The following is a 21,953-nucleotide window of genomic DNA, read 5'->3' on the forward strand; positions in this document are numbered from 1 at the left end:
GGGGGGGGGGTGGGGGGGGGGGGGGTGGGGGGGGCGGGGGGGGGGGGGGGGGGGGGGGGCGGGGGGGGGGGGCCCCCCCCCCGCCCCCGGCCGGACCGCGTGGCCTACGGCCGCTTCGTCATCTGCGCCAGGTCGACCGCCCCCGCGACCCGGGCCGCCACCGTCTCCGCGTACGCCGCGTCCGGCCGCTCGAAAGCGGTGCGATGGGCGGAACGCAGAAACGTCACCACGCCCAGCGTCCGCCCCCTGCTCCGCAGCACCGCGCACAGCGCGTGCACCGAATCGCCCGGCCACTGTCGTTCGGCCGCCCACACCCCGGCCTCCTGCCCCGCCCCCGCACTGGCCCGCACCGAACCCGTACGGTCCACCGCCTGAAGGGCCGGATGGCCCGCCGCGTACCGCAGCGGAACGCCGCCACCGGCCACCGGCAGGCACGGCCCCGGCTCACCGGACGGGGTCGCCGCCACCCGCACCAGCCGCTCCCCCGCCACGAGATCGATCAGCGCGTGGTCGGCGAAGCCCGCGAGCGCGTAGTCCAGATGGGACGTCGCCGCCTCCATGGGGTCCTCGCACTCGGACGCGGACCGGGAGGCCCGGTGCAACTGGTTGGAACGGAACCGCACCCGGTCCGCCTCCTGCGCCGCCAGCTTCTCTGTCGTCACGTCCTGGAACAGCCAGCCCACCCCCAACGGAACCGGCTCCTCCGTAAGCGGCGACGCCAGCCGCAGGAATCCGCTGCGCCAGCACCTCCGCCGGTCCCCCTCCGCCGTCCGGAGCGTCACCCACAACTCCGCGAGTGCCGGGGGCGCGCCTTCCGCGAGCACATGCTGCAGCGCGCCCTCCAGATCCTCGAAACCCTGCGCGATCAGCTCCCCCAGCGGTCGCCCCAGCAGCGTCGTACGGCCACCACCCAGCGCCCGCGCCGCGTGCGCGTTGACGACCGTCGGCCGCAGATCGGCGTCCACGAGCACCACCCCCCACGACGCGTCCTCGAACAGCGCCTCGCTCAGCGCGATCGACCGCTCCAGATCGATCTGCGCATGCACCTCGCCGAACGCGCAGTACACCCCGGCCGGCTTCCCGTCCGCGCCCCGGACCCCCGCCGACTGCGTCCGTACGAGCACCCGGCCGCCGTCCTTGCGCAGCAGCGCGAACTCGTGGACCCGGCGACCGCCCCCGTCCATGACCGCCATCAGCCGCTCCTGGACCTCCCCCGCGTCCGCCCGCCGCACCGCCCACCCGGCGAACCCGGGCCGGCCGACGGCCTCCTGCGCGGACCAGCCGAGGATCCGCTCCGCCTCGCGGTTCCAATGGGTGATCGTGCCGTCCGCGTCGAACGCGCAGAGCGCGGTGTCCATCCCGTCGAGCAGCGCCGCGAGCAGCTCGGCCCCGGGCCCGGCCCCCGGACCCTCGTCGGGCCCGAGCGCGCCGGTCGTTCCACTGCTTGTGGACGCACTCATCCCGTACCCCCCGCAGGACGCATCCGGCATTTCCGCACGTCAGACCATTGAACTCGAACGTGACCCCGGACACACCGACTTCCCGGAAATCGGCTTCCCCATCCGATGCGGATCCGGCCCGCCAGGAAGCTTCGCCATCGCATGCGCCGGACTCCGCACGGCCCGACCTCCGGCCGGACGACAGCAGTTCGACGACATGACCTAGCACGCCGAACGATAGATATTCGATCTTCATCGAAAGATCACGCAAATGGGCGCTGATACTGGCCCGTCGAGCCACTCCGGCGCAGACACAGCTAGCGTCCTGACCAACACGTTGAAAGGAGACCACTCGCTCCCGTTCCCTCCTCTCGAGGGGAGCCGAGTGAACAGCCCCAGTCATCACGATCATCGATCAAAGGCACGTGCCCTTGATGACTACGTTTCCCGCAGGCGAGCCGACCCACCGAGCTGTGCTTCCTCAGCAGCCCGCCCCGGAATCCGTGGGAGCAGACACCCCTGGGAGCAGGGACGAAACGGCTCACGGACACCCCGCCCTGCGCGGGACGACCGGCGAGGAACATGGGCGAGGGGAGACCGACGGGCGCGGCACGCAGCCCCGTCGGCGTCACGCCGAAACGGCAGAGACCGGGGACGGTGACGTCCCCCCACCGAACAACACCTACAACGGCGGAACGGGCGCGGGCAGAGTCTTTGTCCTCGCCAAGGGCGGAGAACCACTCATGCCCTGCCACCCTGCCCGCGCACGCGAACTGCTCGCCAATGGCCGCGCCGTCGTCGCACGGCACACCCCCTTCACCATCCGTCTCAAAGACCGCACACGCGCCGACTCCGACGTCGACGGCATGCAAATGCGCATCGATCCCGGCTCCAAGGGAACCGGGATCGCACTGACCGACACAAAGCGGGAATCCACCGCCGACGGGACGCCCGTGACCGTACGACGCGGGCTGGTGTCGATCGAACTACGGCATCGGGGCAGCCAGATCCGCCGAGCCATGGGGCAACGAGCCGGATACCGCCGCAGACGGCGCTCGGCGAACTGCCGCTACCGCGCACGCAGGTCACACAACCGCACCCGCCCGAAAGGCTGGCGCCCACCCTCAGTGCGACACCGGATCGACACCACCTTGGCGACCGCCCACCGTCTCTGCCAGTACGCACCGGTCACGGAGATCCACATCGAACAGGTCGCCTTCGACACCCACGCCATGAGCGCAGGTTGCGGCCTCACCACCACCGAGTACCGCAGCGGCACTCTCGCGGGAACCGAGATACGCGAGTACCTGCTCGCCAAATGGGGACGTGCCTGTGCCTACTGCGGAGCCTGTGGTGTACCCCTGAACATCGACCACATCCAGCCCCGCAGCCGCGGCGGCTCCAACCGCATCTCCAACCTCACCCTCACCTGCATCGGCTGCAACCAGGCCAAGAACTCCACCTCCGTCGAAGAATTCCTGGCCCACCGCCCCGGACGCCTCGCGGCCATCCGCGCGCAGGTCAAGGCAACACTCCGCGACGCCGCCGTCATGAACGCGACACGCCAACTGCTCACGGACGCCCTCGCGGGCCTCGGTAAACCGGTGCGGACCTGGTCGGGAGGCCGTACGAAGTGGAACCGCACCGCCATGGGCCTGCCCAAGACACACACGCTCGACGCCCTATGCGTCGGACAGCTCGATCACGAGGCAGGCGCTGCGATCGTTCGCGTACCACAACAGCTCCAAGTCCTCACGGCAACAGGGCGCGGAAGCTACGCCCGTACCACCCCCGACCGGTACGGATACCCCGGCTCACCCGCGCGCGCCGGAAGCGGCATCACGGGTTCGCCACCGGCGACCTGGTCTACGCCTGCATGTCCAAGGGCAAATGGGCAGGTGGATGGACCGGGCGCATCTCGGTCCGCGCCTCCGGAAAACACAGCCTCGCTACGCCTGTGGGTCGCTGCACCGTGTCCCACAGGAACCTGCGGCTGCTGCAGCGTGCCGACGGATACGCGTACAGCTACCGGCAGGAAGTCATCGAATAAATGGGTTGAGCCATTCTCCGAGGGTTCATAGGCTGCTGCCACACGCAGGAAAGGAGGTGATCCGAAAAGTGCAGTCTTATCGGATTCGTGAGGTGGCTGCGGGCTGACAGCCCGTCGTCGCACATCGTGCACCTCGGCAGGCTGTCTGCCGAAACCCAAGCAGTCACCGACCCGCAGGCTCGCCGGTAAGTCCGGCCGGCTCCTCCGCAAGGAGGGACCAGAGCCTGCGGGTTTCTGCGTTCCCGGGAGCTCTTACGGCCTGGTGCACGACAGAGAGCGGATCAGGCCGCTACGGGCACAGGCGCTCGACGCGCCAGCTCCCGCCCTCGCGTACGTACCTCAGCCGGTCGTGCAGCCGGTTCTCGTGCCCCTGCCAGAATTCGATCGTGTCGGGGACGACACGGAAACCGCCCCACTGCGGGGGCGCGGGAACGTGTTCGCCCTCCGGGTAGCGGGCGGCGAGTTCCGCGTAGCGTGCGATCAGCTCCTCGCGGGTACCGATCACCGTCGACTGGGCGCTCGCCCAGGCGCCCAGCTGGGAACCGTGCGGGCGGGTGCGGAAGTAGGCGACCGTCTCGTCCCGGCCGACGCGGGCCGCCGTGCCGGTGACGATGACCTGGCGGGCCATCGGGTGCCAGGGGAAGAGCAGCGAGACGTACGGGTTGGCGGCCAGTTCGCGGCCCTTGCGGGATTCGTAGTTGGTGAAGAAGACGAAGCCGCGTTCGTCGTACTTCTTCAGCAGCACCGTGCGTGAGGACGGCCGGCCCTCGGGGGTGGCGGTGGAGACCACCATGGCGTTGGGCTCGTGGAGCAACCCGCCCACAGCCACCTGCCGGAACCAGTGGGCGAACTGCCGCATCGGGTCGGCGGCCAGCGTGTCCTCGGTGAAGGCCTCGGAGCGGTACTGCTCGCGCATCGCGGCCGGATCGGTGATGGAATCAGAAGGTGAATCTGCGGTGGGCACGGGGCCATCCTGCCGCAGCGGCCGAGTGCGTCCGGTAAGGAGGGCCTCGATCCGTCGCCGATGAATCGGGAAGCTGTGCCGGATGTCACGCTTCCCCGCATCGTGGGAACCCGCCAATATCTTGGGCAGGCCACTGTGGCCTTCGCAGAGCCGTCGACCGAGGGAGCCGCCATGTCCGACTTCGTACCGGGACTAGAAGGAGTCATCGCCTTCGAGACGGAGATCGCCGAACCGGACAAGGAAGGCGGCGCGCTCCGTTACCGCGGTGTCGACATCGAGGATCTCGTCGGCCATGTGTCGTTCGGACACGTCTGGGGGCTGCTGGTCGACGGGGCGTTCAACCCCGGTCTGCCGCCCGCCGAGCCGTTCCCGATCCCGGTGCACTCCGGTGACATCCGGGTCGATGTGCAGTCCGCGCTGGCCATGCTCGCGCCCGTGTGGGGCCTGAAGCCGCTGCTCGACATCGACGAGCGGACCGCGCGCGACGATCTGGCGCGGGCCGCCGTGATGGCGCTGTCGTACGTCGCCCAGTCGGCGCGCGGACAGGGGCTGCCGATGGTTCCGCAGAGCGAGATCGACAAGGCAGGGTCCGTGGTCGAGCGGTTCATGATCCGCTGGCGCGGTGAGCCGGATCCCAAGCACGTCAAGGCCGTCGACGCGTACTGGACATCGGCCGCCGAGCACGGCATGAACGCCTCCACGTTCACCGCCCGCGTCATCGCGTCGACCGGTGCCGATGTGGCGGCGGCGCTCTCGGGTGCGGTGGGTGCGATGTCGGGGCCGTTGCACGGTGGTGCGCCGTCCCGGGTGCTCGGCATGATCGAGGAGATCGAGCGGACCGGGGATGCCACCGCGTATGTGAAGAAGGCCCTGGACAAGGGTGAGCGGCTGATGGGCTTCGGGCACCGGGTCTACCGGGCGGAGGACCCTCGGGCGCGCGTTCTGCGGCGTACCGCCAAGGAGTTGGGGGCACCGCGCTTCGAGGTGGCACAGGCCCTGGAGAAGGCGGCACTGGAGGAGCTGCACGCGCGCCGTCCCGACCGGGTGCTGGCGACGAACGTGGAGTTCTGGGCGGCGATCATGCTGGACTTCGCGGAGGTTCCGGCGCACATGTTCACGTCGATGTTCACGTGTGCGCGTACGGCGGGATGGTCGGCGCACATTCTTGAGCAGAAGCGGACGGGGCGGCTGGTGCGTCCTTCGGCGCGGTACGTCGGACCGGGGTCGCGTGATCCCCGGGAGATCGAGGGGTACGAGCAGCTCGCGGATCTGGGGAACTGAGCGCCGGCCCCGGAGCCGCCCGGCGGCGGTGTCGGCGGGGCGGGCCGGGGCGGACCCGGCCGTGCCCGCCCGGAGTCAGGGAACGGGCCCCAGCGCCTCGTCCAGCAGTGCCGCCCACTGTGCCACGACCTTCCGGCGCCGGGCGGTGTCGTCGGTGAGGACGTTGGCCAGGCCCAGACCGCGGGCCATGTCGAGGAGGCCCTGGACGGATTCGCGCACGCCGGGGCGCGTCTCGTCGGCGGCCAGGAGTTCGACGGCGATGCGGTGGGTCTCGCGGCCCACACGGGCTTCGAGCTCGGTGACACGGGGACGGAGTTGTTCCTCGTTGGAGGCGGCGACCCAGAGCTGGAGCGCGGCGCGGAACAACGGGCCCGTGTAGAGGTCGACGAGGGCGGCGACGACGTCCGTACGGCCCTGGACGGGCAGGGCGCGCAGGGCGGCGGAGCGTTCTTCGGCGACGTATTCGACGGCTGCGGTGAACAGGTCCTCGCGCGTCGGGAAGTGATGCTGGGCGGCGCCGCGCGAGACGCCCGCGCGTTCGGCGACGACGGAGACGGTGGAGCCCGCCCAGCCGTGTTCGGCGAGGCAGGCCACCGCGGCTCCGAGGAGCCGGCGGCGCGTGGCGCGGCTGCGGTCCTGCTTGGGGGTCCGGTCGGTGGAGGGCGTCACAACACCCATGCGGGGTCCCGTCGTTCGAGGAAGGCCGTCATCCCCTCCCGTGCCTCGGCGGAGGCGAAGAGTGCTGCCGAGCGGGCGATGAGGTCTTCGGCGTACTGGTCGAAACTCATCCGCACAGTAGCCGTGACCAGCTCCTTCGATGCCGCCAGCCCCTGTGGTGAGGCCTTGCGCAGTCCCTCCAGTACGGGGGCGAGCGCCTGGTTCACGTCCTCGGCGGCGATCGTGATCAGGGAGATCCGGGCCGCCTCGGTCGCGTCGAAGCGTTCACCGGTGAGGTAGTAGCGGGTGGCGGCGCGCGGGTCGATGCGGGGCAGCAGCGGCAGGGAGATGACGGCGGGGGCGAGGCCGAGCCGCGACTCGGTGAGGGCGAACGAGGCGTCGGGGCCCGCCACCGAGATGTCGCAGGCGCTGAGCAGCCCGAGGCCGCCCGCCCGTACGTGGCCGGTGACCCGGGCGACGACGGGCTTGGGCAGTGCGACGATCTGCCGCATCAGGGCGACGAAGGCCGCCGGGTCGGGCGGTCCGGTGAGGTTGGCGCCCGCGCAGAACGTGTTGCCGGTGTGGGTGAGGACGACTGCTCGTACGGTGTCGTCGGCCGCGCAGGCGTCCAGGGCGACGGAGAGCTCGCCGACCAGCCGTGCGGAGAGTGCGTTGCGGTCGGCCGGTGAGTCGAGGGTGAGGGTGGTGATGCCCCGGTCGTGGGTGGGGCCGGCGAGCGGCGTCATGTGCGGGTCTCCTTCTCGCGGGTCTTTCGGGGCGGCTGTGGGCGCATCGTCCCCCGGGTTTCCCGGACGGCCTTCAGCCGGTCGTCCCACGGGGCTTCTCCCTGTCGCGCAGTTCGCGGCGCAGTATCTTCCCCGAGGTCGCGCGCGGCACCGCGCCGACGAACTCGACCTGCCGGATCTTCTTGTACGGGGCGACGCGCTCGGCGACGTACGCCATGACGCCGTCCGCCGTGAGGCCGTCGCCCGCCGCGGAGGGCCGGCGGACCAGATACGCCTTGGGAACCTCGTTGCCCTCCGCGTCGCACACCCCGATGACGGCGGCGTCCGCGATCGCTTCGTGGCCGAGCAGCAGCGCTTCGAGTTCGGCGGGGGCGACCTGGTAGCCCTTGTACTTGATCAGTTCCTTCACCCGGTCGACGACGAACAGCCAGCCGTCGGCGTCGACGCGTCCGATGTCGCCGGTGTGCACCCAGCCGTCGGCGTCGATCATGTCGGCAGTGGCCTGGGGACGGCCGAGGTAGCCCTTCATCACCTGCGGTCCACGGATCAGGATCTCGCCGTCGGTGCCGGTCGGGGCGTCCTCGCCGGCGCGGTCGAGCGAGGCGATCCGCATCTCGGTGCCGGGCAGCAGCCTGCCCACCGCGCCGGGTGGCGGGTTCGGGGCGGCGAGCGGGACGACATGGGTGCCGGGCGAGAGTTCCGTCATTCCGTACGCCTGGCGCACGGGCGGCAGTCCCAGGCGCTTCGAGCACGCGACGGCGAGCGCTGCGTCGAGCGGGGCGGCGGCGCTGACGACGTACTCCAGCGAGGAGAGGTCGTACTGGGCGACGGACGGGTGCTTGGCCAGCGCCAGGACGATCGGCGGGGCGACGTACAGGCCGCTGATCCGATGCTTCTCGATCGCGGCGAGGAACTGCGCGAGGTCGAAGCGCGGCAGTACGACGACGGTGGCGCCCATCCGCAGCGGGGCGTTCATCAGGGCGGTCAGCCCATAGATATGAAAGAAGGGGAGTACGGCCAGGATGCGGTCGCCGGGGCCCATGGGGATGAAGGGGCGCAGCTGCTCCAGGTTGGTGGCCATGGAGCGGTGGGTGAGCATGACGCCCTTGGGGGTTCCTGTGGTGCCGGAGGAGTACGGCAGGGCGGCGATGTCCTCGGCCGGGTCGACGGCGACACGGGGTTCGGGGGCGGTGGTGGCGAGCATGTCGAGCACGGAGGTGTGGCTCTCCGCCCGGTCGCAGACGAATATCTCCTCGATGCCGCCGGCGAGTTCGGCGGCTGCGTGGGCCGCTTCGAGGAGTGGGGAGACGGTGACGATCCAGCGGGCGGCGGAGTCGCGGAGCTGTTTGGCGAACTCCTGGGCCGTGGCCAGTGGATGGACGGTGGTGACGGTGGCGCCGGCCCGCGTCGCCCCGAAGAAGACCGCCGGGTAGACGATGGTGTTGGGGCTGTGCAGGGCCAGCACGTCGCCCTTGCGCACACCGGCTTCGACGAGGGCCGCGGCGATCTTCCGGTGGAAGGAGTCGAGCTGCCGGTAGGTGAGGGTGGAGCTGTCGTTCGTCCCGTCGATCAGGGCGACCGTGTCGCCGTGGGCGGCGGTGGCCTTCCCGAGGACCGCGTCATGGATGGGTTCGTCGAGTGTCCGGACGGACGGATAGTCGCTGTGGAACACATGCACCATGGCGTGGGGTCCCTTCGAAGCGGCGGCCGAAGCGGCGTGGAGGCGACGAGGCGCGGCGGAAAGCCGCGACCCGTGCCGCGTTGTGGAGAGACACAATCTCCTGCATCAGTACGACTTGGGGAGACCCAGGGACTGGTGGGACACGTAGTTCAGGATCATTTCCCGGCTGACGGGCGCTATCCGGGCGACGCGGGCCGCGGTGATCAGGGACGCGAGGCCGTACTCGCGGGTGAGGCCGTTGCCGCCCAGGGTGTGGACGGCCTGGTCGACGGCCTTGACGCAGGCTTCGCCGGCCGCGTATTTCGCCATGTTGGCGGCCTCTCCGGCGCCGATGTCGTCGCCCTCGTCGTACAGCCGGGCGGCCTTCTGCATCATCAGCCGGGCCAGTTCCAGTTCGATGTGGGCCTGGGCGAGGGGGTGGGCGATGGCCTGGTGGGAGCCGATGGGCTCCTTCCACACCTGGCGGTTCTTCGCGTACTCGACGGCGCGGGCGAGCGCGTAGCGGCCCATGCCGATGCCGAACGCGGCGGTCATGATGCGTTCGGGGTTGAGCCCGGCGAAGAGCTGGAGCAGTCCGGCGTCCTCATCGCCCACGAGGGCGTCGGCGGGCAGCCGTACGTCGTCGAGGACGAGCTCGAACTGCTTCTCCGGGGCCTGGAGTTCCATGTCGATCCGCGAGCGGCCGAAGCCGGGGGCGTCACGCGGGACGATGAAGAGGCAGGGCTTGAGCCTGCCGGTCCTGGCATCCTCGGTGCGGCCGACGACGAGGGTGGCGTCGGCGATGTCGACACCGGAGACGAAGACCTTGCGCCCGGTGAGCAGCCAGTCCTCGCCGTCCTTGCGGGCGGTGGTGGTGATGCGATGGGAGTTGGAGCCCGCGTCGGGTTCGGTGATGCCGAAGGCCATGGTGAGGCTGCCGTCGGCGAGGCCGGGCAGCCACTGCCGCTTCTGGGTGTCGGTGCCGAAGCGGGCGATGACGGTGCCGCAGATCGCCGGGGAGACGACCATCATCAGCAGCGGGCTGCCCGCCGCGCCGAGTTCCTCCAGGACGATGGAGAGTTCGGCCATTCCACTGCCTCCGCCGCCGTACTCCTCGGGGAGGTTCACGCCGAGGTAGCCGAGCGCGGCGGCTTCGGTCCACAGCTCGCGCGGGTGGGACCCGTCGCGCACGACGGAGGTCATGTAGTCCCGCCCGTAACGCTTTCCGAGGGCGGCGACGGCGGCGCGCAGGGCCTGGTGCTCTTCGGTTTCGAGGACGGTGCTCACGCGTACTCCTCAGGGTCTGCGGGTTCGGGGGCGCGCTCCGCGGCGTCGGTGACGGCGTCCGCGGGTTCGGTGACGACGGCGAGCAGGGTGCCGACCTCCACCTGAAGGCCGGGGGTGGCGTGCAGGGCGGTGAGGATGCCGGAGGCGGGGGCGAGGATGCGGTGTTCCATCTTCATCGCCTCCAGCCAGATCAGGGGCGCTCCCGCTTCGACCGTCGCCCCCGCCGCGAGTCCGTCCGCGACGCGGACGACGGTGCCGGGCATGGGGGCGAGCAGGGAGCCGGGTTCGGCCCGGTCGGTGGGGTCGGTGAAGCGGGGCAGGGCGGTGAGGGTGTACGAGCCGGTGGCGGTGTCCACATAGGTCGTGTCGCCGTGGACGGTGAGGGCGAAGTGGCGGGTGAGGGGTCCGGTTTCGAGGGTGACGTGGTCGGGGCGGGCGGTGACGACCCGTTCTCCGGTTTCGGGGACGGGGCCGGTGCGTGTGGTGCGGTACGCGGCCTGGAGCTCGGTGCCGTCGGGTTCGGCGCGGTAGCGCTTGACCCGGGGCTGCGAGGAGATGTTGCGCCAGGCTCCGAAGCGGGTGGGGCCGGGACCGGGGCCGTGGTGCCGGCCGGCGGCGTCGGCGAGGGCGGCGGCCAGGGCGGCGAGGCGCAGCTCCGTTCCGTCCGGCGCCGGGGTGAGGGTGTCCAGGTGGCGGTCGTAGAAGCCGGTGTCGAGGCGGGCGGCACGGAAGTCGGGGTGGCGCAGGGACCGTACGAGCAGGTCGCGGTTGGTGACCGGGCCGTGGACGCGGGCGCGTTCCAGGGCGCGGGCGAGGAGGCGCACGGCCTCGGCGCGGGTGGGGGCGTGGGCGATGACCTTGGCGAGCATCGGGTCGTAGTGGACGCCGATGGTGTCGCCGCCGGTGTATCCGGTGTCGAGGCGCAGTCCGGGTTCGTCCGGCACCTCCAGTGTGATCAGTGCTCCGGTCTGCGGCTGCCAGTCGCGAGTGGGGTCCTCGGCGTAGAGCCTGGCCTCGACGGCGTGCCCCCGCGGTTCGGGGGGCGCGGCGGCGGGCAGCGGTTCGCCCTCCGCGACACGCAGTTGCAGGGCCACCAGGTCGATCCCGAAGACCGCTTCGGTGACGGGGTGTTCGACCTGGAGGCGGGTGTTCATCTCCAGGAAGTACGGGCGCCCGTCGGCGGCGAGCAGGAACTCGACGGTGCCCGCGCCCCGGTAGCCGACCGCACGGGCGACGGCCACGGCGGCGTCGTGCAGCCGGGCCCGCAGCGCGTCGTCGAGTCCGGGTGCGGGGGCCTCCTCGACGACCTTCTGGTGGCGCCGCTGCAGTGAGCAGTCGCGGGTGCCGAGCGCCCAGACCCCGTCGTGCTCGTCGGCCACGATCTGGACCTCGACGTGCCGACCGCGCTCCACGTACGGCTCCGCGAAGACCTCGCCGTCCCCGAACGCGGCGGCGGCCTCGGCGGACGCCGCGGTCGACTCGCCGGGCAGAGACGACAGTTCGCGTACGATCCGCATCCCACGCCCGCCCCCGCCGGCGCCGCCTTCAGCAGCAGCGGCAGGTCGTCGGCGGTGGCCTTCGCCGTGTCGACGGGAGCGAGCAGCGGCACCCCGGCATCCGCCATCAGCTCCTTGGCACGGGTCTTGGACGCCATCAGCTCGATGGCCCTGACCGGCGGCCCCACCCAGACGAGTCCGGCGTCCTGCACGGCCTGGGCGAATCCGGCGTTCTCCGAGAGGAATCCATACCCGGGGTGGACGGCGTCGGCGCCTGCCGCGAGCGCGGCGGACACGACGAGATCGCCGCGCAGATAGGTGTCGGACGGGGCGGCGCCCGGCAGCCGTACGGCAAAGTCCGCCTCCCGCACGTGGAGCGCGCCGGCGTCGGCGTCGGAGTACACGGCGACGGTGGCGATGCCCAGCGCACGGCAGGTACGGAAGATCCGGCAGGCGATCTCGCCCCGGTTGGCCACCAGGAGCGATCGAATCATGGCTGACATGAGGGAAAACTCTTTCCACTAGGACACCGCAACCATCGATTGAGGAACCCCCGCGGGGGACCACCACCTCCGCGGGAGCGGCGGCGGTTCAGCCGCAGCAGGGCCGCCTCACATCCGGAAGATTCCGAAGCCGCCGCGAGTGCCCTCGACCGGGGCGGTGTGGATCGCGGACAGACACATACCGAGGACGGTCCTGGTGTCGCGCGGGTCGATGACCCCGTCGTCGTACAGCCGGCCGGACAGGAACATCGGCAGCGACTCGGACTCGATCTGCTGCTCGACCATGGCGCGCAGCCCGGCATCCGCGTCGGCGGCCTTGTCGTCGTATGGTTGCCCCTTGGCGGCGGCGGAGGCGCGGGCGACGATGGACAGCACCCCGGCGAGCTGCTGCGGCCCCATGACGGCGGACTTGCTGCTCGGCCAGGCGAAGAGGAAGCGGGGGTCGTACGCCCGTCCGCACATGCCGTAGTGCCCGGCCCCGTACGAGGCGCCCATCAGCACCGACAGATGCGGGACCCTGGAGTTCGACACCGCGTTGATCATCATCGCGCCGTGCTTGATGATGCCGCCCTGTTCGTACTCCTTGCCGACCATGTAGCCGGTGGTGTTGTGCAGGAAGAGCAGCGGGATGTCGCGCTGGTTGGCGAGCTGGATGAACTGGGCGGCCTTCTGCGACTCCTCGCTGAACAGCACCCCTTGCGCGTTGGCGACGATGCCGACGGGATATCCGTGCAGCGCGGCCCATCCGGTCACCAGGCTGGTGCCGTAGAGCGGTTTGAACGCGTCGAAGTCGGAGCCGTCGACGAGCCGCGCGATCACCTCGCGCGGGTCGAAGGGCACCTTCAGGTCGCCGGGCACGATGCCGATCAGCTCGTCCTCGTCGTACTTCGGCGGCTCGGCCGGGCCCGGATCGGGTTGTGCCTTGCGCCAGTTGAGCCGGGCGACGATCCGGCGGGCCTGGCGCAGCGCGTCCTGCTCGTCGACGGCGAAGTGGTCGGCGAGGCCGGAGGTGCGGGCGTGCATCTCGGCGCCGCCGAGCGATTCGTCGTCGCTCTCCTCGCCGGTCGCCATCTTCACCAGCGGCGGTCCGCCGAGGAAGACCTTGGACCGCTCCTTGATCATGACCGTGTGGTCGGACATGCCGGGGACGTACGCCCCGCCGGCGGTCGAGTTCCCGAAGACGACGGCCACGGTCGGGATGCCGGCCGCCGACAGCCGGGTGAGGTCGCGGAACAGCGCCCCGCCCGGGATGAAGATCTCCTTCTGCGACGGCAGGTCGGCGCCGCCCGACTCGACGAGGCTGATGCAGGGCAGCCGGTTGGCGAAGGCGATCTCGTTCGCCCGCAGTGCCTTCTTCAGGGTCCAGGGGTTGGAGGCTCCGCCGCGTACGGTCGGGTCGTTGGCGGTGATCAGGCACTCCACGCCCGACACCACTCCGATCCCGGTGACGAGTGACGCGCCGACCGCATAGTCGCTGCCCCAGGCGGCGAGCGGCGACAGTTCGAGAAACGGGGTGTCCTCGTCGACCAGGAGCTCGATCCGCTCGCGGGCGAGGAGCTTGCCACGCGCGCGGTGCCGCGCGACGTACTTCTCACCGCCGCCCGCCTGCGCCCTGGTGTGCTCGACGGCCAGCTCGTCGAGCTTCGCGAGCATGGCCGCGCGGTTCGCGGCGTACTCGGCCGACGCGGTGTCGAGCCCGGTGGGCAGGACGGTCATGCGTTCACCTCCGGTGCGTGGACGGCTTCCAGCAGCGTCACGGGGATGGGCAGGTACCGGGAGCGCAGCCACTCCCCCACCGCCTTGGCCTGCGGATCGAACCGGTGCCGGGCGGCGACCCCCTCGCCGAGCAGCCCGTGCACGACGAAGTTCAGGGCGCGGAGGTTCGGCAGGACATGGCGCACGACGGTGAGGGGGGCGGTCTCCGGCAGCAGCTCCTGGAACCGCTCGACGGTCAGTTCATGCGCCAGCCACCGCCAGGCTTCGTCGTCCACGGCCCACACCCCCACGTTGGCGTCCCCGCCCTTGTCCCCGCTGCGGGCGCCCGCGATCCGGCCGAGCGGGGCGGTGCGGGTGGGCCCGGCGGGCAACGGCGCGGGCAGCGGGGGTTGTTCGACTTCCTGAAGGGGACGTGTCCGGGCGGGAGGTTCCTGGTGCTCGCGCCGCCCGTCCGGGAGCACGGCGACGTGTGCGACCTCGTCGGCCGGTACGTACCGGGCTTCGAACACGCCGTACGGGGCGCCCTTGCCGGGCGGGGCCGTGACATGGAAGCCGGGGTAGCTGCCGAGGGCGAGCTCGACCGCTGTCCCGGAGACGGCGCGCCCGACGGCCTCCGCGTCCCGGTCGCGGACGACGAGCCGGAGCAGGGCGCTCGCGGTCTCCTCGGTGGCGGCGTCGGCCCGGTCGGTGCGGGACAGCTCCCAGCGCACCTCGTCCGGTTCGGTACGGGAACGGGCGAGCGCGTCCTCGAACTGGTCCCGCACGAGGCGCGCCTTGGCCTCGATGTCGAGCCCGGTGAGGACGAAGACGACCTCGTTGCGCCAGCCTCCGAGCCGGTTGAGGCCGGCCTTGAGGGTGGGCGGCGGGGCCTCGCCGCGCACGCCGGACATTCGCACCCGGTCGGGGCCGTCCTGGGTCAGCCGTACGGTGTCGAGCCGGGCGGTGACGTCCGGCCCGGCGTACCGGGCTCCTCCGGTCTCGTACAGCAGTTGCGCGGTGACGGTGCCGATGTCGACGATGCCGCCGGTGCCGTCGTGCTTGGTGATGACACAGCTGCCGTCGGCGTGGATCTCGGCGACGGGGAAGCCGGGCCGGAGCAGGTCGTGGTCCCGCTCGTGGCCGCGGAAGAACGAGTGGTTCCCCCCGGTGGCCTGGGTGCCGCACTCCAGTACGTGTCCGGCGACGACGGCCCCGGCGAGCGCGTCGTGGTCGTCGGGGCCCCAGCCGAAGTGGGCGGCGGCGGGTCCGGTGACGAGGGCGGCGTCGGTGACCCGCCCGGTGACGACGACGTCGGCGCCCGCGGTCAGACAGGCGGCGATCCCGGCGCCGCCGAGGTAGGCGTTGGCGGTGAGGAACCCCTCCGGTACGGGGAGGCTGTCGCCCTCCACATGGGCGACGCGCACGGGCACCCCGGCCTTCCGCGCCAGCTCCCTCACGGCGTCGGCCAGTCCGGCCGGGTTGAGACCTCCGGCATTGGCGACGATCCGCACGCCGCGCTCACGGGCGAGCCCGAGTCCTTCTTCGAGCTGGCGCAGGAAGGTGGTGGCGTATCCGCGCGTGGGGTCCTTGAGCCTGCTCCGGCCGAGGATGAGCATGGTCAGTTCGGCGAGGTAGTCGCCGGTGAGGACGTCGAGGGGCCCGCCGGTGAGCATCTCGCGCATGGCGTCGAAGCGGTCGCCGTAGAACCCGGAGGCGTTGCCGATCCGCAGGACCCGCCCGGTCACTTCCCGCCTCCCCGGGGCGAGCGGCCGGGGCCGGGCGGCCCGGCGAACGCCTGGGCGATGTCGAGCCACCGGTCGGCATCGGGCCCGGTGGCCCGGACGGCCAGGTCGTCCCGGTGGGCGCGCCGGGTGACGAGGAGGCAGAAGTCGACCAGCGGTCCGCCGACCCGCTGCGACGCGTCTTCGGCGCCGAACGCGATGACCTCGCCGTCGGGCGCTTCGAGTTCGACCCGGAACTCCTCCTGGGGCGCCTCAATGCCCCGTACCAGGTAGGCGTAGTCCCTGGCCCGCACCCCGATCCGGGCGACGTGCCGCAGCCGGGCGGTGGGGGTCCTGGTGACCCCGAGGGCGTCGGCGACGTCCTGGCCGTGCGCCCAGGTCTCCATGATCCGGGCGGTCGCCATGGAGGCGACGCTCATCGGCGGCCCGTACCAGGGGATACGGGCCCCGGCCGGTGCGTCCTGCAGCGCAGCCTCAAGCCGCTCCCGCCCGCGCCGCCACCGTGCGAGGAGCGCCGCCGGGTCCAGCACGGCCAACTCCTCAACCCCCCGGTCGACAAAGGTCTCCGGGGCCTCCTTCGCCCTGGCGGCCTCCCGGGCGAAGGCGTCGGCGTCGGTCGCGGCCAGCAGGGCGACCTCGTCGGTCCAGGTGAGATGGGCGATCTGATGCGCGATGTCCCAGCCGGGGGCGGGGGTCGGCACGGCCCACTGCCCGGCGCTCAACTCCCGTACGAGTGCGTCGAGTTCCTGACTCTCTTCGCGCAGATCGTCGAGCACGGCTGCGACATCGGGCACGGTGCGCTCCCCTCGGGGCAAGGCGGTGTGCCCAGGAGCATGGCAGCGGGCCTATAAACAAGCAAGCATGCTTGCATTATTTTCTGTCCCGGCACCGGGGCGGCTCGTCCCGCACGCGGTACGCCCTGAGGTCGCTCACGAAGCCGAACGCCCCGGCAGGACGTCACTGCACATCGGTGCGGCCCAGCCAGCTCGGCCGGACCGGCACCCCGTCCGCGTATCGCTCCACCGGCGAGGACGACGACGGTGACGGCGGAGGCGGCGGCACCGCGGCCTCGGGCTCAGGTTCCGCCGTCACCGGTTCGACTGCGGGCGGGGGCGGTGCGGCGCTGTCGTCCAGCAGTTCGGCCACCGTGAACCGGGTGCTGAAGGACTGCCAGGCGCCGTCGATCACCAGAAGGAAGCCGCCGCCCTCCCGGAAGAGCCGACGGCGCTTCGGGCTCCAGGGGTGCTCCGGCGCATGGTTCCTGGCCCGGCGCTCAAGCTCCATCAGGGCGTCTTCGCGTGTGCCTTCCAGGTGCGTCAGCACGTATGCCTCCGTGTGCTTGCGCTCCCCCGCCCCCACGGTCGTCTCCATGACCAGTCCCCAGGTCGCCATGCGCCCCGCCCCCTCCCCTCGGATCAGGAGCAACCCTAAAGGGCTGTCCCGTAATCCCTGGCGGGCGCGCGGGGGAGTTTCTGCGGCTGCACTACGGCTCGGAGTGACGGCCCTTCCATCATCCGTACGGACCGTGAAGGAACCGTCCGACAAGCCGAAACGGCCCGCCAGATGAAGCCGGTGACAGCCGCCGCGTCCGCGAGCCGTAGGGCAAGCACTCGGCAGATCCGTCGCGGACGGCGGAGCCGGCCAGGGAGCGCTGGTTCGACCGACGGGGCGGAGCGGGGCATTGACCGTCTCACATCGATCTTCGCGAAGATTTCATCTCTGAGTACAACCCTTCACGTTCGGCCCAGGTCTGGTCTGTCGGGTCAGCAGACCCACGGACCAGACTTGGGGAACAAATGCGTATGCGTGCCACTGTTGCCGCTGTCTCCGGCGCCCTGGCCCTGTCCGCCCTCGCCGTGCCGGTCTCTCGGGCGAGCAGCCCTTCGTTCGCGCTGACGCGGGCGGACGCCGCCCCAGTGATCAGCAAGGTCGTTGTGAACAGTGAAAAGCCGATCGTGCTCGGTACCACCGCCACCAAGAAGGTGACGGTCTCCGTCACCGCGTCCCACTCCTCGGGCATCGAGGACGCTCTCTCCTACATCTGGAGGGGCCGCGACAGCAACCCGAACCTGTACGGTTTCGCGTTCCACCCGGACGGGGACAGGGCCAAGTGCAAGGCCGCGAACGCCACCACCTCGACCTGCACCCTCACCATCACGGTCGATCCCGGATACCTGTGGAACACCAACGCCACGACCTGGCGGGTCTACGCCGGCGCATGGGGCAAGGACGGGAACTTCACCGAGAAGGACACGTTCTCCTCGGTCAGGTTCCAGCGGCTGTCGCGGCTGACGGCCAACGCCTCCCCGGAGCCCGTGAAGAAGGGCAGCACCATCACGGTCACGGGCAAGCTGGACCGGGCCAACTGGGACACCCGTAAGTACGCGGGTTACGCGTCCCAGTCGGTCAAACTCCAGTTCCGGAAGAAGAACAGCAGCACATACACCACCGTCAAAACGGTGAAGGGCTCCCCCACCGGCACGCTGAGGACCACGGTCAAGGCGGTGGAGGACGGCTACTGGCGCTGGAGCTTCGCCGGTACGGCCTCGACTCCCGCAGTCAACGCCACCGGTGACTTCGTCGACGTGAAGTAGTCCCGCAGCGCGCGGTAGCGAGAGAACCGAAGGGCCCGGCAGGCCGGGCCCTTCGTCGTTTCCGCGAGGGGGCGTTTGCGCCGGGAACTATGCCGTCCCCCTGCTCCCCTGCTCCCCTGCTCGAACAGCCCTGTCGAACGGCGCTGTCAGTGGCGCGCGATAGCTTCGGGATTGTTCGAGATCACGGGGTGAGAGGGGTGAATTCGTGGGTGTCAGGCATGCGTTGAGCGTCGTCCTGGTCGACGTCAACGACGAGGTGGTGACGGCCTGGCGGTCCGCGTTCGCGGACACGCCGGAGGTCGAGATCAGGCGGGGTTCCCTTCTCGATGTGGACGCCGACGCATGGGTCTCCCCCACCAACGAGCGTGGCCGGATGAACGGTGGGGTCGACGCCGTCGTCAAGCGGTACCTCGGCGCGGGCATCCAGGTGCGGGTGCAGCGGGCGATCCGCGACCGGTTCGGCGGACGGCTGCCGGTGGGCAGCGCGGTGTGCGTCCCGTCCGGGGCGGACGTACCCCGGTACCTGATCTCGACGCCCACCATGCGCCAGTCGTCGCAGAACGTCAGCGACACGATGAACGTGGCCCTGGCCTGCGCGGCCGCCTTCCAGGCGGTGCATCTGCAGAACCGGGCGAAGCCGGGCAGCATCCGGTCGGTGGCCCTCGTCGGGATGGGCGCGCAGACCGGGCAGGTGCCCGCGAAGGTGTGCGCCAACCTGATGTGGACGGGCTACACCCTCTTCCACGACCACGGTTTCGCGGACTACGACGAGTTGCGGGCCGCCGTACTGGGGCAGCTCGACGACATCGAGGGAGCGGGGTCCGCACGGCGGGTCCGGATCAACGTGCCGCAGCGGCCTTCCTTTCGTCACTGACCCGAAGACCTCGCAGGCCGGTGCCGCCCAGGGCGCGGACACCGGCGACGGCCCTGCCGCATCTGTTCAGCATGCCGGGGCGCCCGTGGAGGCGTCCGGTTCGAGTATCGGGAGTTCCCCCCTCGTGAGTGATGTCGACGTGACGGCCGCGGGCGATGCCGGTTCCCCGGCCGGGGATCCGCTGGGACTGGCCGACCTGTTCACCGGTGGCGGCGAGCCGTGGCTGCCGCTGCTCGGACCGGTGATCGAGGCGCAGCCGAGAGCCGCCGACTTCATCGGCCCGAAGCGCAGCCCGGAGGTCGTTCCGGTGCGCGAGCTGACGTTCCAGGCGTTGAAGCCGCATCCGCCGGAGAAGTGGAAGGTGGTCGTCTTCGGACAGAACCCCTATCCGCGGCCGGAGAGCGCGACGGGCATCGCGATGTTCGACAACACCTTCAACGACTGGAAGGACAGCCAGTTCGGCCGGGTCGTCAGCATCCGCTGCCTCATCAAGGCGGCCGCGATGTGGAAGTACGGCATCGTCAAGAAGACCCCGATCGGCGACGTCCGCGCCCTGCTGAAGAAGGAGGACACGGTTCAGCCGCCCGAGTGGTTCCAGGCGATGCTCACCCAGGGCGTGCTGCTGCTGAACGCGTCCCTCACGGCGAGCGCGGACGGGGCGATGGCGACCGATCGGCACACGTCGTTCTGGCGCCCCGTGGCCGAGCAGATCGTCGAGGAGATCCTCCGGGCGAAGCAGGACGCGGCGGAGGAGGACGACCGGGGGGTGGTGTTCGCCTGGTGGGGCGCGCACGCCCGGAGTCTGAAGAGGGTCGTCCAGCGGCTGGAGAAGAAGTACCCGGGGGTGCAGGTCCGTCACCTGGACCACGCCAATCCGGCCGCGCAGGGGGATCTGTTCTGCGAGGGCGACCACTTCGCCCAGGTGAACGACGCCCTGGCGGCGGTGGGGGCCGAGCCGGTCGACTGGCTGCCGCGGAAGGGCTGGGACCAGGGGACGGGCGGGGCGGGCGGGCCGCAGGACGGTGGTGTCGCACAGCGGATGGGGGCGTTCATCGCGTCCACGATGGAGTTGCACCAGCTGTATCTGGAGCGGCTCACCAGCGTCAAGGACGAGGGCCTCGTCCTGCCGCCCGTCACCGGGGTGTTCGACACGCCGCTGATGGACTTCCGGAAGGCCGTCGAGCCGGTCTCGCGGGTGCTCGCGCACCTGGATCGGCATATCGATCTGTCGAGCCGTTTCGGGGAGACGAAGGCCGCGGAGGCGGCGTCCGCGGGCGCGCTGTCCGGGGAGGCCGTGGGCGCCTTGTCGGCCGACGCGATCTCGGCCCTCTACCTGTACACGTGCGAGTCGGGCTTCTACCGCGAGATCAACGCCGTGCTGCGCTCGTCGGACCGCGAGCGCGTGGTGCCGTACCTGCCGTACCTGCGGTTGCTGTTCTCGGCGATGGAGGCGTTGCCGGCGCAGACGCGGCCGCTGTGGCGTGGTGTGGCGCTGGATCTGCGGTCCCAGTACCCGCTGGGGCGGACGGTGACGTGGTGGGGCGTGTCGTCGTGCACGTCCGAGCTGGGTGTGGCCCGTGCGTTCCTCGGCGGGCGTGGCCGGCGGACGCTGTTCGAGGTGACGCCCGCGCGGGCGGTGGGGATCCGGCGGTTCTCCGCGTTCACGGGCGAGGAGGAGTACATCCTCGCGCCGGGGACGCAGCTGAAGGTGACGGAGGTGAAGGCCGAACGTGGGGGTCTGTGCACCGTGCGGCTGACCGAGCTGGAGGGGGCCGGCCTGGTGTCGTGACATCCCGGGGCCGGGCACACGAGCGCTACGGGTCGGCGCGTCGGGTGTCCGGGGCAGGTGGTCGCGGAGTGCGGGCGGGCGCGGGCGGGCCGTCAGGCGCGGTCGCGGCCCTTCCCGCTCCGCACCTGACTGCGCACCGCCCCCATGCTCGCGCCGATGACCAGGGCGATGGCCAGGGCGTCCGTCGTGGAGAGGGCCTGGTCGAGGATCAGGAAGCCGGCCGTGGCCGCGATCGCCGGTTCGAGGCTCATCAGGATCGCGAAGGTGGGCGCGGGCAGACGGCGCAGCGCCATGAGTTCGAGGGTGTACGGAAGGACCGAGCTCATCAGTGCCACCACCGCGCCCAGCCCCAGCGTGGAAGGGACCAGCAGTTTCGAGCCCGACTCCAGGATGCCGAGGGGCAGGGAGAGGAGCGCGGCGACCACCAGGGCCAGGGCCAGGCCGTCCGCCTGGGGGAAGCGGCGGCCGGTGCGGGCGCTGAAGACGATGTACGTCGCCCACATGGCGCCCGCGCCCAGCGCGTACGCGGCGCCCCCCGGATCGAGTCGGTCGAAGCCCCCGCCGCTCAGCAGCACCACGCCGCCCAGCGCGAGGCCCGCCCACACCACGTTGATCAGGCGGCGGGAGGCGACCACCGAGAGGGCGAGCGGACCCAGCACCTCCAGGGTGACGGCCGCGCCCAGCGGGATGCGGTCGGCGGCCTGGTAGAAGAGCGTGTTCATGCCGCCCATGGCCAGCCCGAACGCGAGGACCGTGACCCAGTCGGCGCGCGTGTAGCCGCGCACCTTCGGGCGGCAGACGGCCATCATGACCAGCGCGGCGACGGCCAGGCGCAGGGTGACGACCCCGAGCGCGCCGGCCCGGGGCATGAGCAGGACCGCGACCGCGGAGCCGAACTGGACGGAGAGGCCGCCGGCGACCACCAGCGCGACCGGGGCGAGCGCCGCCCTCCGGCCCCCGGGGCGTGCGGGACCTGCCGCACCGCCCAGGGCGGACACCGCCTCCGGTACGGCCACGGCCGCGGCCTGCTCCGTGGCCGCGGCCGCTGCTGCACTGCGCTGGTCGTTCACCTGCGGTGTCCCTCCCGATTCCGAAGCCCGACGCCTGATGCACGACGGTGCATTTCAATGTACTGCTCGATTGAAAATACTGCACTCCCGTGGTGCGGTATCCCTC

At 71.2% G+C, this 21,953-nt stretch carries 16 protein-coding genes and 1 pseudogene; 5 read left to right on the forward strand and 12 right to left on the reverse strand.

The window, feature by feature from the left end:
• Positions 1-104: 104 nt before the first annotated feature.
• A complete protein-coding gene (locus ACF1B9_RS34095; RefSeq protein ID WP_391738579.1) occupies positions 105-1,460 on the reverse strand; it encodes a PAS domain-containing protein in 1,356 nt (451 codons plus the stop codon).
• A 722-nt stretch (positions 1,461-2,182) separates the two neighbouring features.
• Here ACF1B9_RS34095 and iscB point away from each other — a divergent pair.
• Positions 2,183-3,520: an RNA-guided endonuclease IscB gene (iscB, locus tag ACF1B9_RS34100; RefSeq protein WP_391738577.1), complete on the forward strand. Its 1,338-nt coding sequence runs from the start codon at positions 2,183-2,185 to the stop codon at positions 3,518-3,520.
• 258 nt (positions 3,521-3,778) lie between these two features.
• Here iscB and pdxH read toward each other — a convergent pair whose 3' ends face one another.
• On the reverse strand, positions 3,779-4,405 hold the full coding sequence (pdxH, locus tag ACF1B9_RS34105) for a pyridoxamine 5'-phosphate oxidase (RefSeq protein WP_391739303.1): 627 nt from the start codon (positions 4,403-4,405) through the stop codon (positions 3,779-3,781).
• A 219-nt stretch (positions 4,406-4,624) separates the two neighbouring features.
• On the opposite strand from pdxH, the gene ACF1B9_RS34110 reads away from it, so the two are divergent.
• Entirely contained in the window at positions 4,625-5,734 is a 1,110-nt protein-coding gene (locus tag ACF1B9_RS34110) for a citrate synthase 2 (RefSeq protein WP_391738575.1), read from the forward strand.
• A gap of 75 nt (positions 5,735-5,809) precedes the next feature.
• Here ACF1B9_RS34110 and ACF1B9_RS34115 read toward each other — a convergent pair whose 3' ends face one another.
• From ACF1B9_RS34115 to ACF1B9_RS34155, 9 genes and pseudogenes are all read right to left on the reverse strand, one after another.
• Positions 5,810-6,412, reverse strand: coding sequence for a TetR/AcrR family transcriptional regulator (locus tag ACF1B9_RS34115; RefSeq protein ID WP_391738574.1), 603 nt, complete (start codon positions 6,410-6,412; stop codon positions 5,810-5,812).
• A complete protein-coding gene (locus ACF1B9_RS34120) occupies positions 6,400-7,137 on the reverse strand; it encodes an enoyl-CoA hydratase family protein (protein WP_391738572.1) in 738 nt (245 codons plus the stop codon). Before ACF1B9_RS34120 ends, ACF1B9_RS34115 begins: the two co-directional genes overlap by 13 nt.
• Before the next feature lie 73 nt (positions 7,138-7,210).
• Complete coding sequence (locus tag ACF1B9_RS34125) at positions 7,211-8,818, reverse strand: AMP-binding protein (RefSeq protein ID WP_391738571.1); 1,608 nt, start codon at positions 8,816-8,818, stop codon at positions 7,211-7,213.
• Between the two features lie 105 nt (positions 8,819-8,923).
• Positions 8,924-10,084 (reverse strand): acyl-CoA dehydrogenase family protein, encoded by a 1,161-nt coding sequence (locus ACF1B9_RS34130; RefSeq protein WP_391738570.1) that lies wholly within the window; start codon positions 10,082-10,084, stop codon positions 8,924-8,926.
• Positions 10,081-12,074: pseudogene (locus ACF1B9_RS34135) on the reverse strand (acetyl/propionyl/methylcrotonyl-CoA carboxylase subunit alpha). Before ACF1B9_RS34135 ends, ACF1B9_RS34130 begins: the two are co-directional and overlap by 4 nt.
• Before the next feature lie 117 nt (positions 12,075-12,191).
• Entirely contained in the window at positions 12,192-13,799 is a 1,608-nt protein-coding gene (locus ACF1B9_RS34140; protein ID WP_391738569.1) for an acyl-CoA carboxylase subunit beta, read from the reverse strand.
• Positions 13,796-15,523, reverse strand: coding sequence for an acyclic terpene utilization AtuA family protein (locus tag ACF1B9_RS34145; RefSeq protein WP_391738568.1), 1,728 nt, complete (start codon positions 15,521-15,523; stop codon positions 13,796-13,798). The genes ACF1B9_RS34140 and ACF1B9_RS34145 overlap by 4 nt, the downstream gene beginning before the upstream one ends.
• Entirely contained in the window at positions 15,520-16,314 is a 795-nt protein-coding gene (locus tag ACF1B9_RS34150) for a TIGR03084 family metal-binding protein (RefSeq protein WP_391738567.1), read from the reverse strand. The genes ACF1B9_RS34145 and ACF1B9_RS34150 overlap by 4 nt, the downstream gene beginning before the upstream one ends.
• Positions 16,315-16,477: 163 nt before the next feature.
• Entirely contained in the window at positions 16,478-16,912 is a 435-nt protein-coding gene (locus ACF1B9_RS34155) for a hypothetical protein (RefSeq protein ID WP_391738565.1), read from the reverse strand.
• A gap of 404 nt (positions 16,913-17,316) precedes the next feature.
• Here ACF1B9_RS34155 and ACF1B9_RS34160 point away from each other — a divergent pair, with 404 nt between their 5' ends.
• The 3 genes from ACF1B9_RS34160 (at position 17,317) to ACF1B9_RS34170 (ending at position 20,777) form a co-directional block, all read left to right on the forward strand.
• Positions 17,317-18,114: a DUF5707 domain-containing protein gene (locus ACF1B9_RS34160; RefSeq protein ID WP_391738563.1), complete on the forward strand. Its 798-nt coding sequence runs from the start codon at positions 17,317-17,319 to the stop codon at positions 18,112-18,114.
• Positions 18,115-18,319: 205 nt separating this feature from the next.
• Complete coding sequence (locus tag ACF1B9_RS34165) at positions 18,320-18,988, forward strand: macro domain-containing protein (protein WP_391738562.1); 669 nt, start codon at positions 18,320-18,322, stop codon at positions 18,986-18,988.
• A gap of 124 nt (positions 18,989-19,112) precedes the next feature.
• Positions 19,113-20,777, forward strand: a complete 1,665-nt coding sequence (locus ACF1B9_RS34170) for an ADP-ribosyltransferase domain-containing protein (protein ID WP_391738560.1) — start codon at positions 19,113-19,115, stop codon at positions 20,775-20,777.
• Between the two features lie 92 nt (positions 20,778-20,869).
• Here the strand turns inward: ACF1B9_RS34170 and ACF1B9_RS34175 are convergent, their stop codons facing one another.
• On the reverse strand, positions 20,870-21,847 hold the full coding sequence (locus ACF1B9_RS34175) for a DMT family transporter (RefSeq protein ID WP_391738559.1): 978 nt from the start codon (positions 21,845-21,847) through the stop codon (positions 20,870-20,872).
• Positions 21,848-21,953 lie beyond the last annotated feature (106 nt).

It is taken from the genome of Streptomyces sp. NPDC014727 (assembly GCF_043083485.1).
GTDB lineage: Bacteria > Actinomycetota > Actinomycetes > Streptomycetales > Streptomycetaceae > Streptomyces.

Coding starts and splice junctions, on each gene's coding strand:
- ACF1B9_RS34095 (WP_391738579.1), bottom strand. CDS start 1,460: ATGAGTGCGTCCACAAGCAGTGGAACGACCGGCGCGCTCGGGCCCGAC.
- iscB (WP_391738577.1), top strand. CDS start 2,183: ATGCCCTGCCACCCTGCCCGCGCACGCGAACTGCTCGCCAATGGCCGC.
- pdxH (WP_391739303.1), bottom strand. CDS start 4,405: ATGCGCGAGCAGTACCGCTCCGAGGCCTTCACCGAGGACACGCTGGCC.
- ACF1B9_RS34110 (WP_391738575.1), top strand. CDS start 4,625: ATGTCCGACTTCGTACCGGGACTAGAAGGAGTCATCGCCTTCGAGACG.
- ACF1B9_RS34115 (WP_391738574.1), bottom strand. CDS start 6,412: ATGGGTGTTGTGACGCCCTCCACCGACCGGACCCCCAAGCAGGACCGC.
- ACF1B9_RS34120 (WP_391738572.1), bottom strand. CDS start 7,137: ATGACGCCGCTCGCCGGCCCCACCCACGACCGGGGCATCACCACCCTC.
- ACF1B9_RS34125 (WP_391738571.1), bottom strand. CDS start 8,818: ATGGTGCATGTGTTCCACAGCGACTATCCGTCCGTCCGGACACTCGAC.
- ACF1B9_RS34140 (WP_391738569.1), bottom strand. CDS start 13,799: ATGACCGTCCTGCCCACCGGGCTCGACACCGCGTCGGCCGAGTACGCC.
- ACF1B9_RS34155 (WP_391738565.1), bottom strand. CDS start 16,912: ATGGCGACCTGGGGACTGGTCATGGAGACGACCGTGGGGGCGGGGGAG.
- ACF1B9_RS34160 (WP_391738563.1), top strand. CDS start 17,317: ATGCGTATGCGTGCCACTGTTGCCGCTGTCTCCGGCGCCCTGGCCCTG.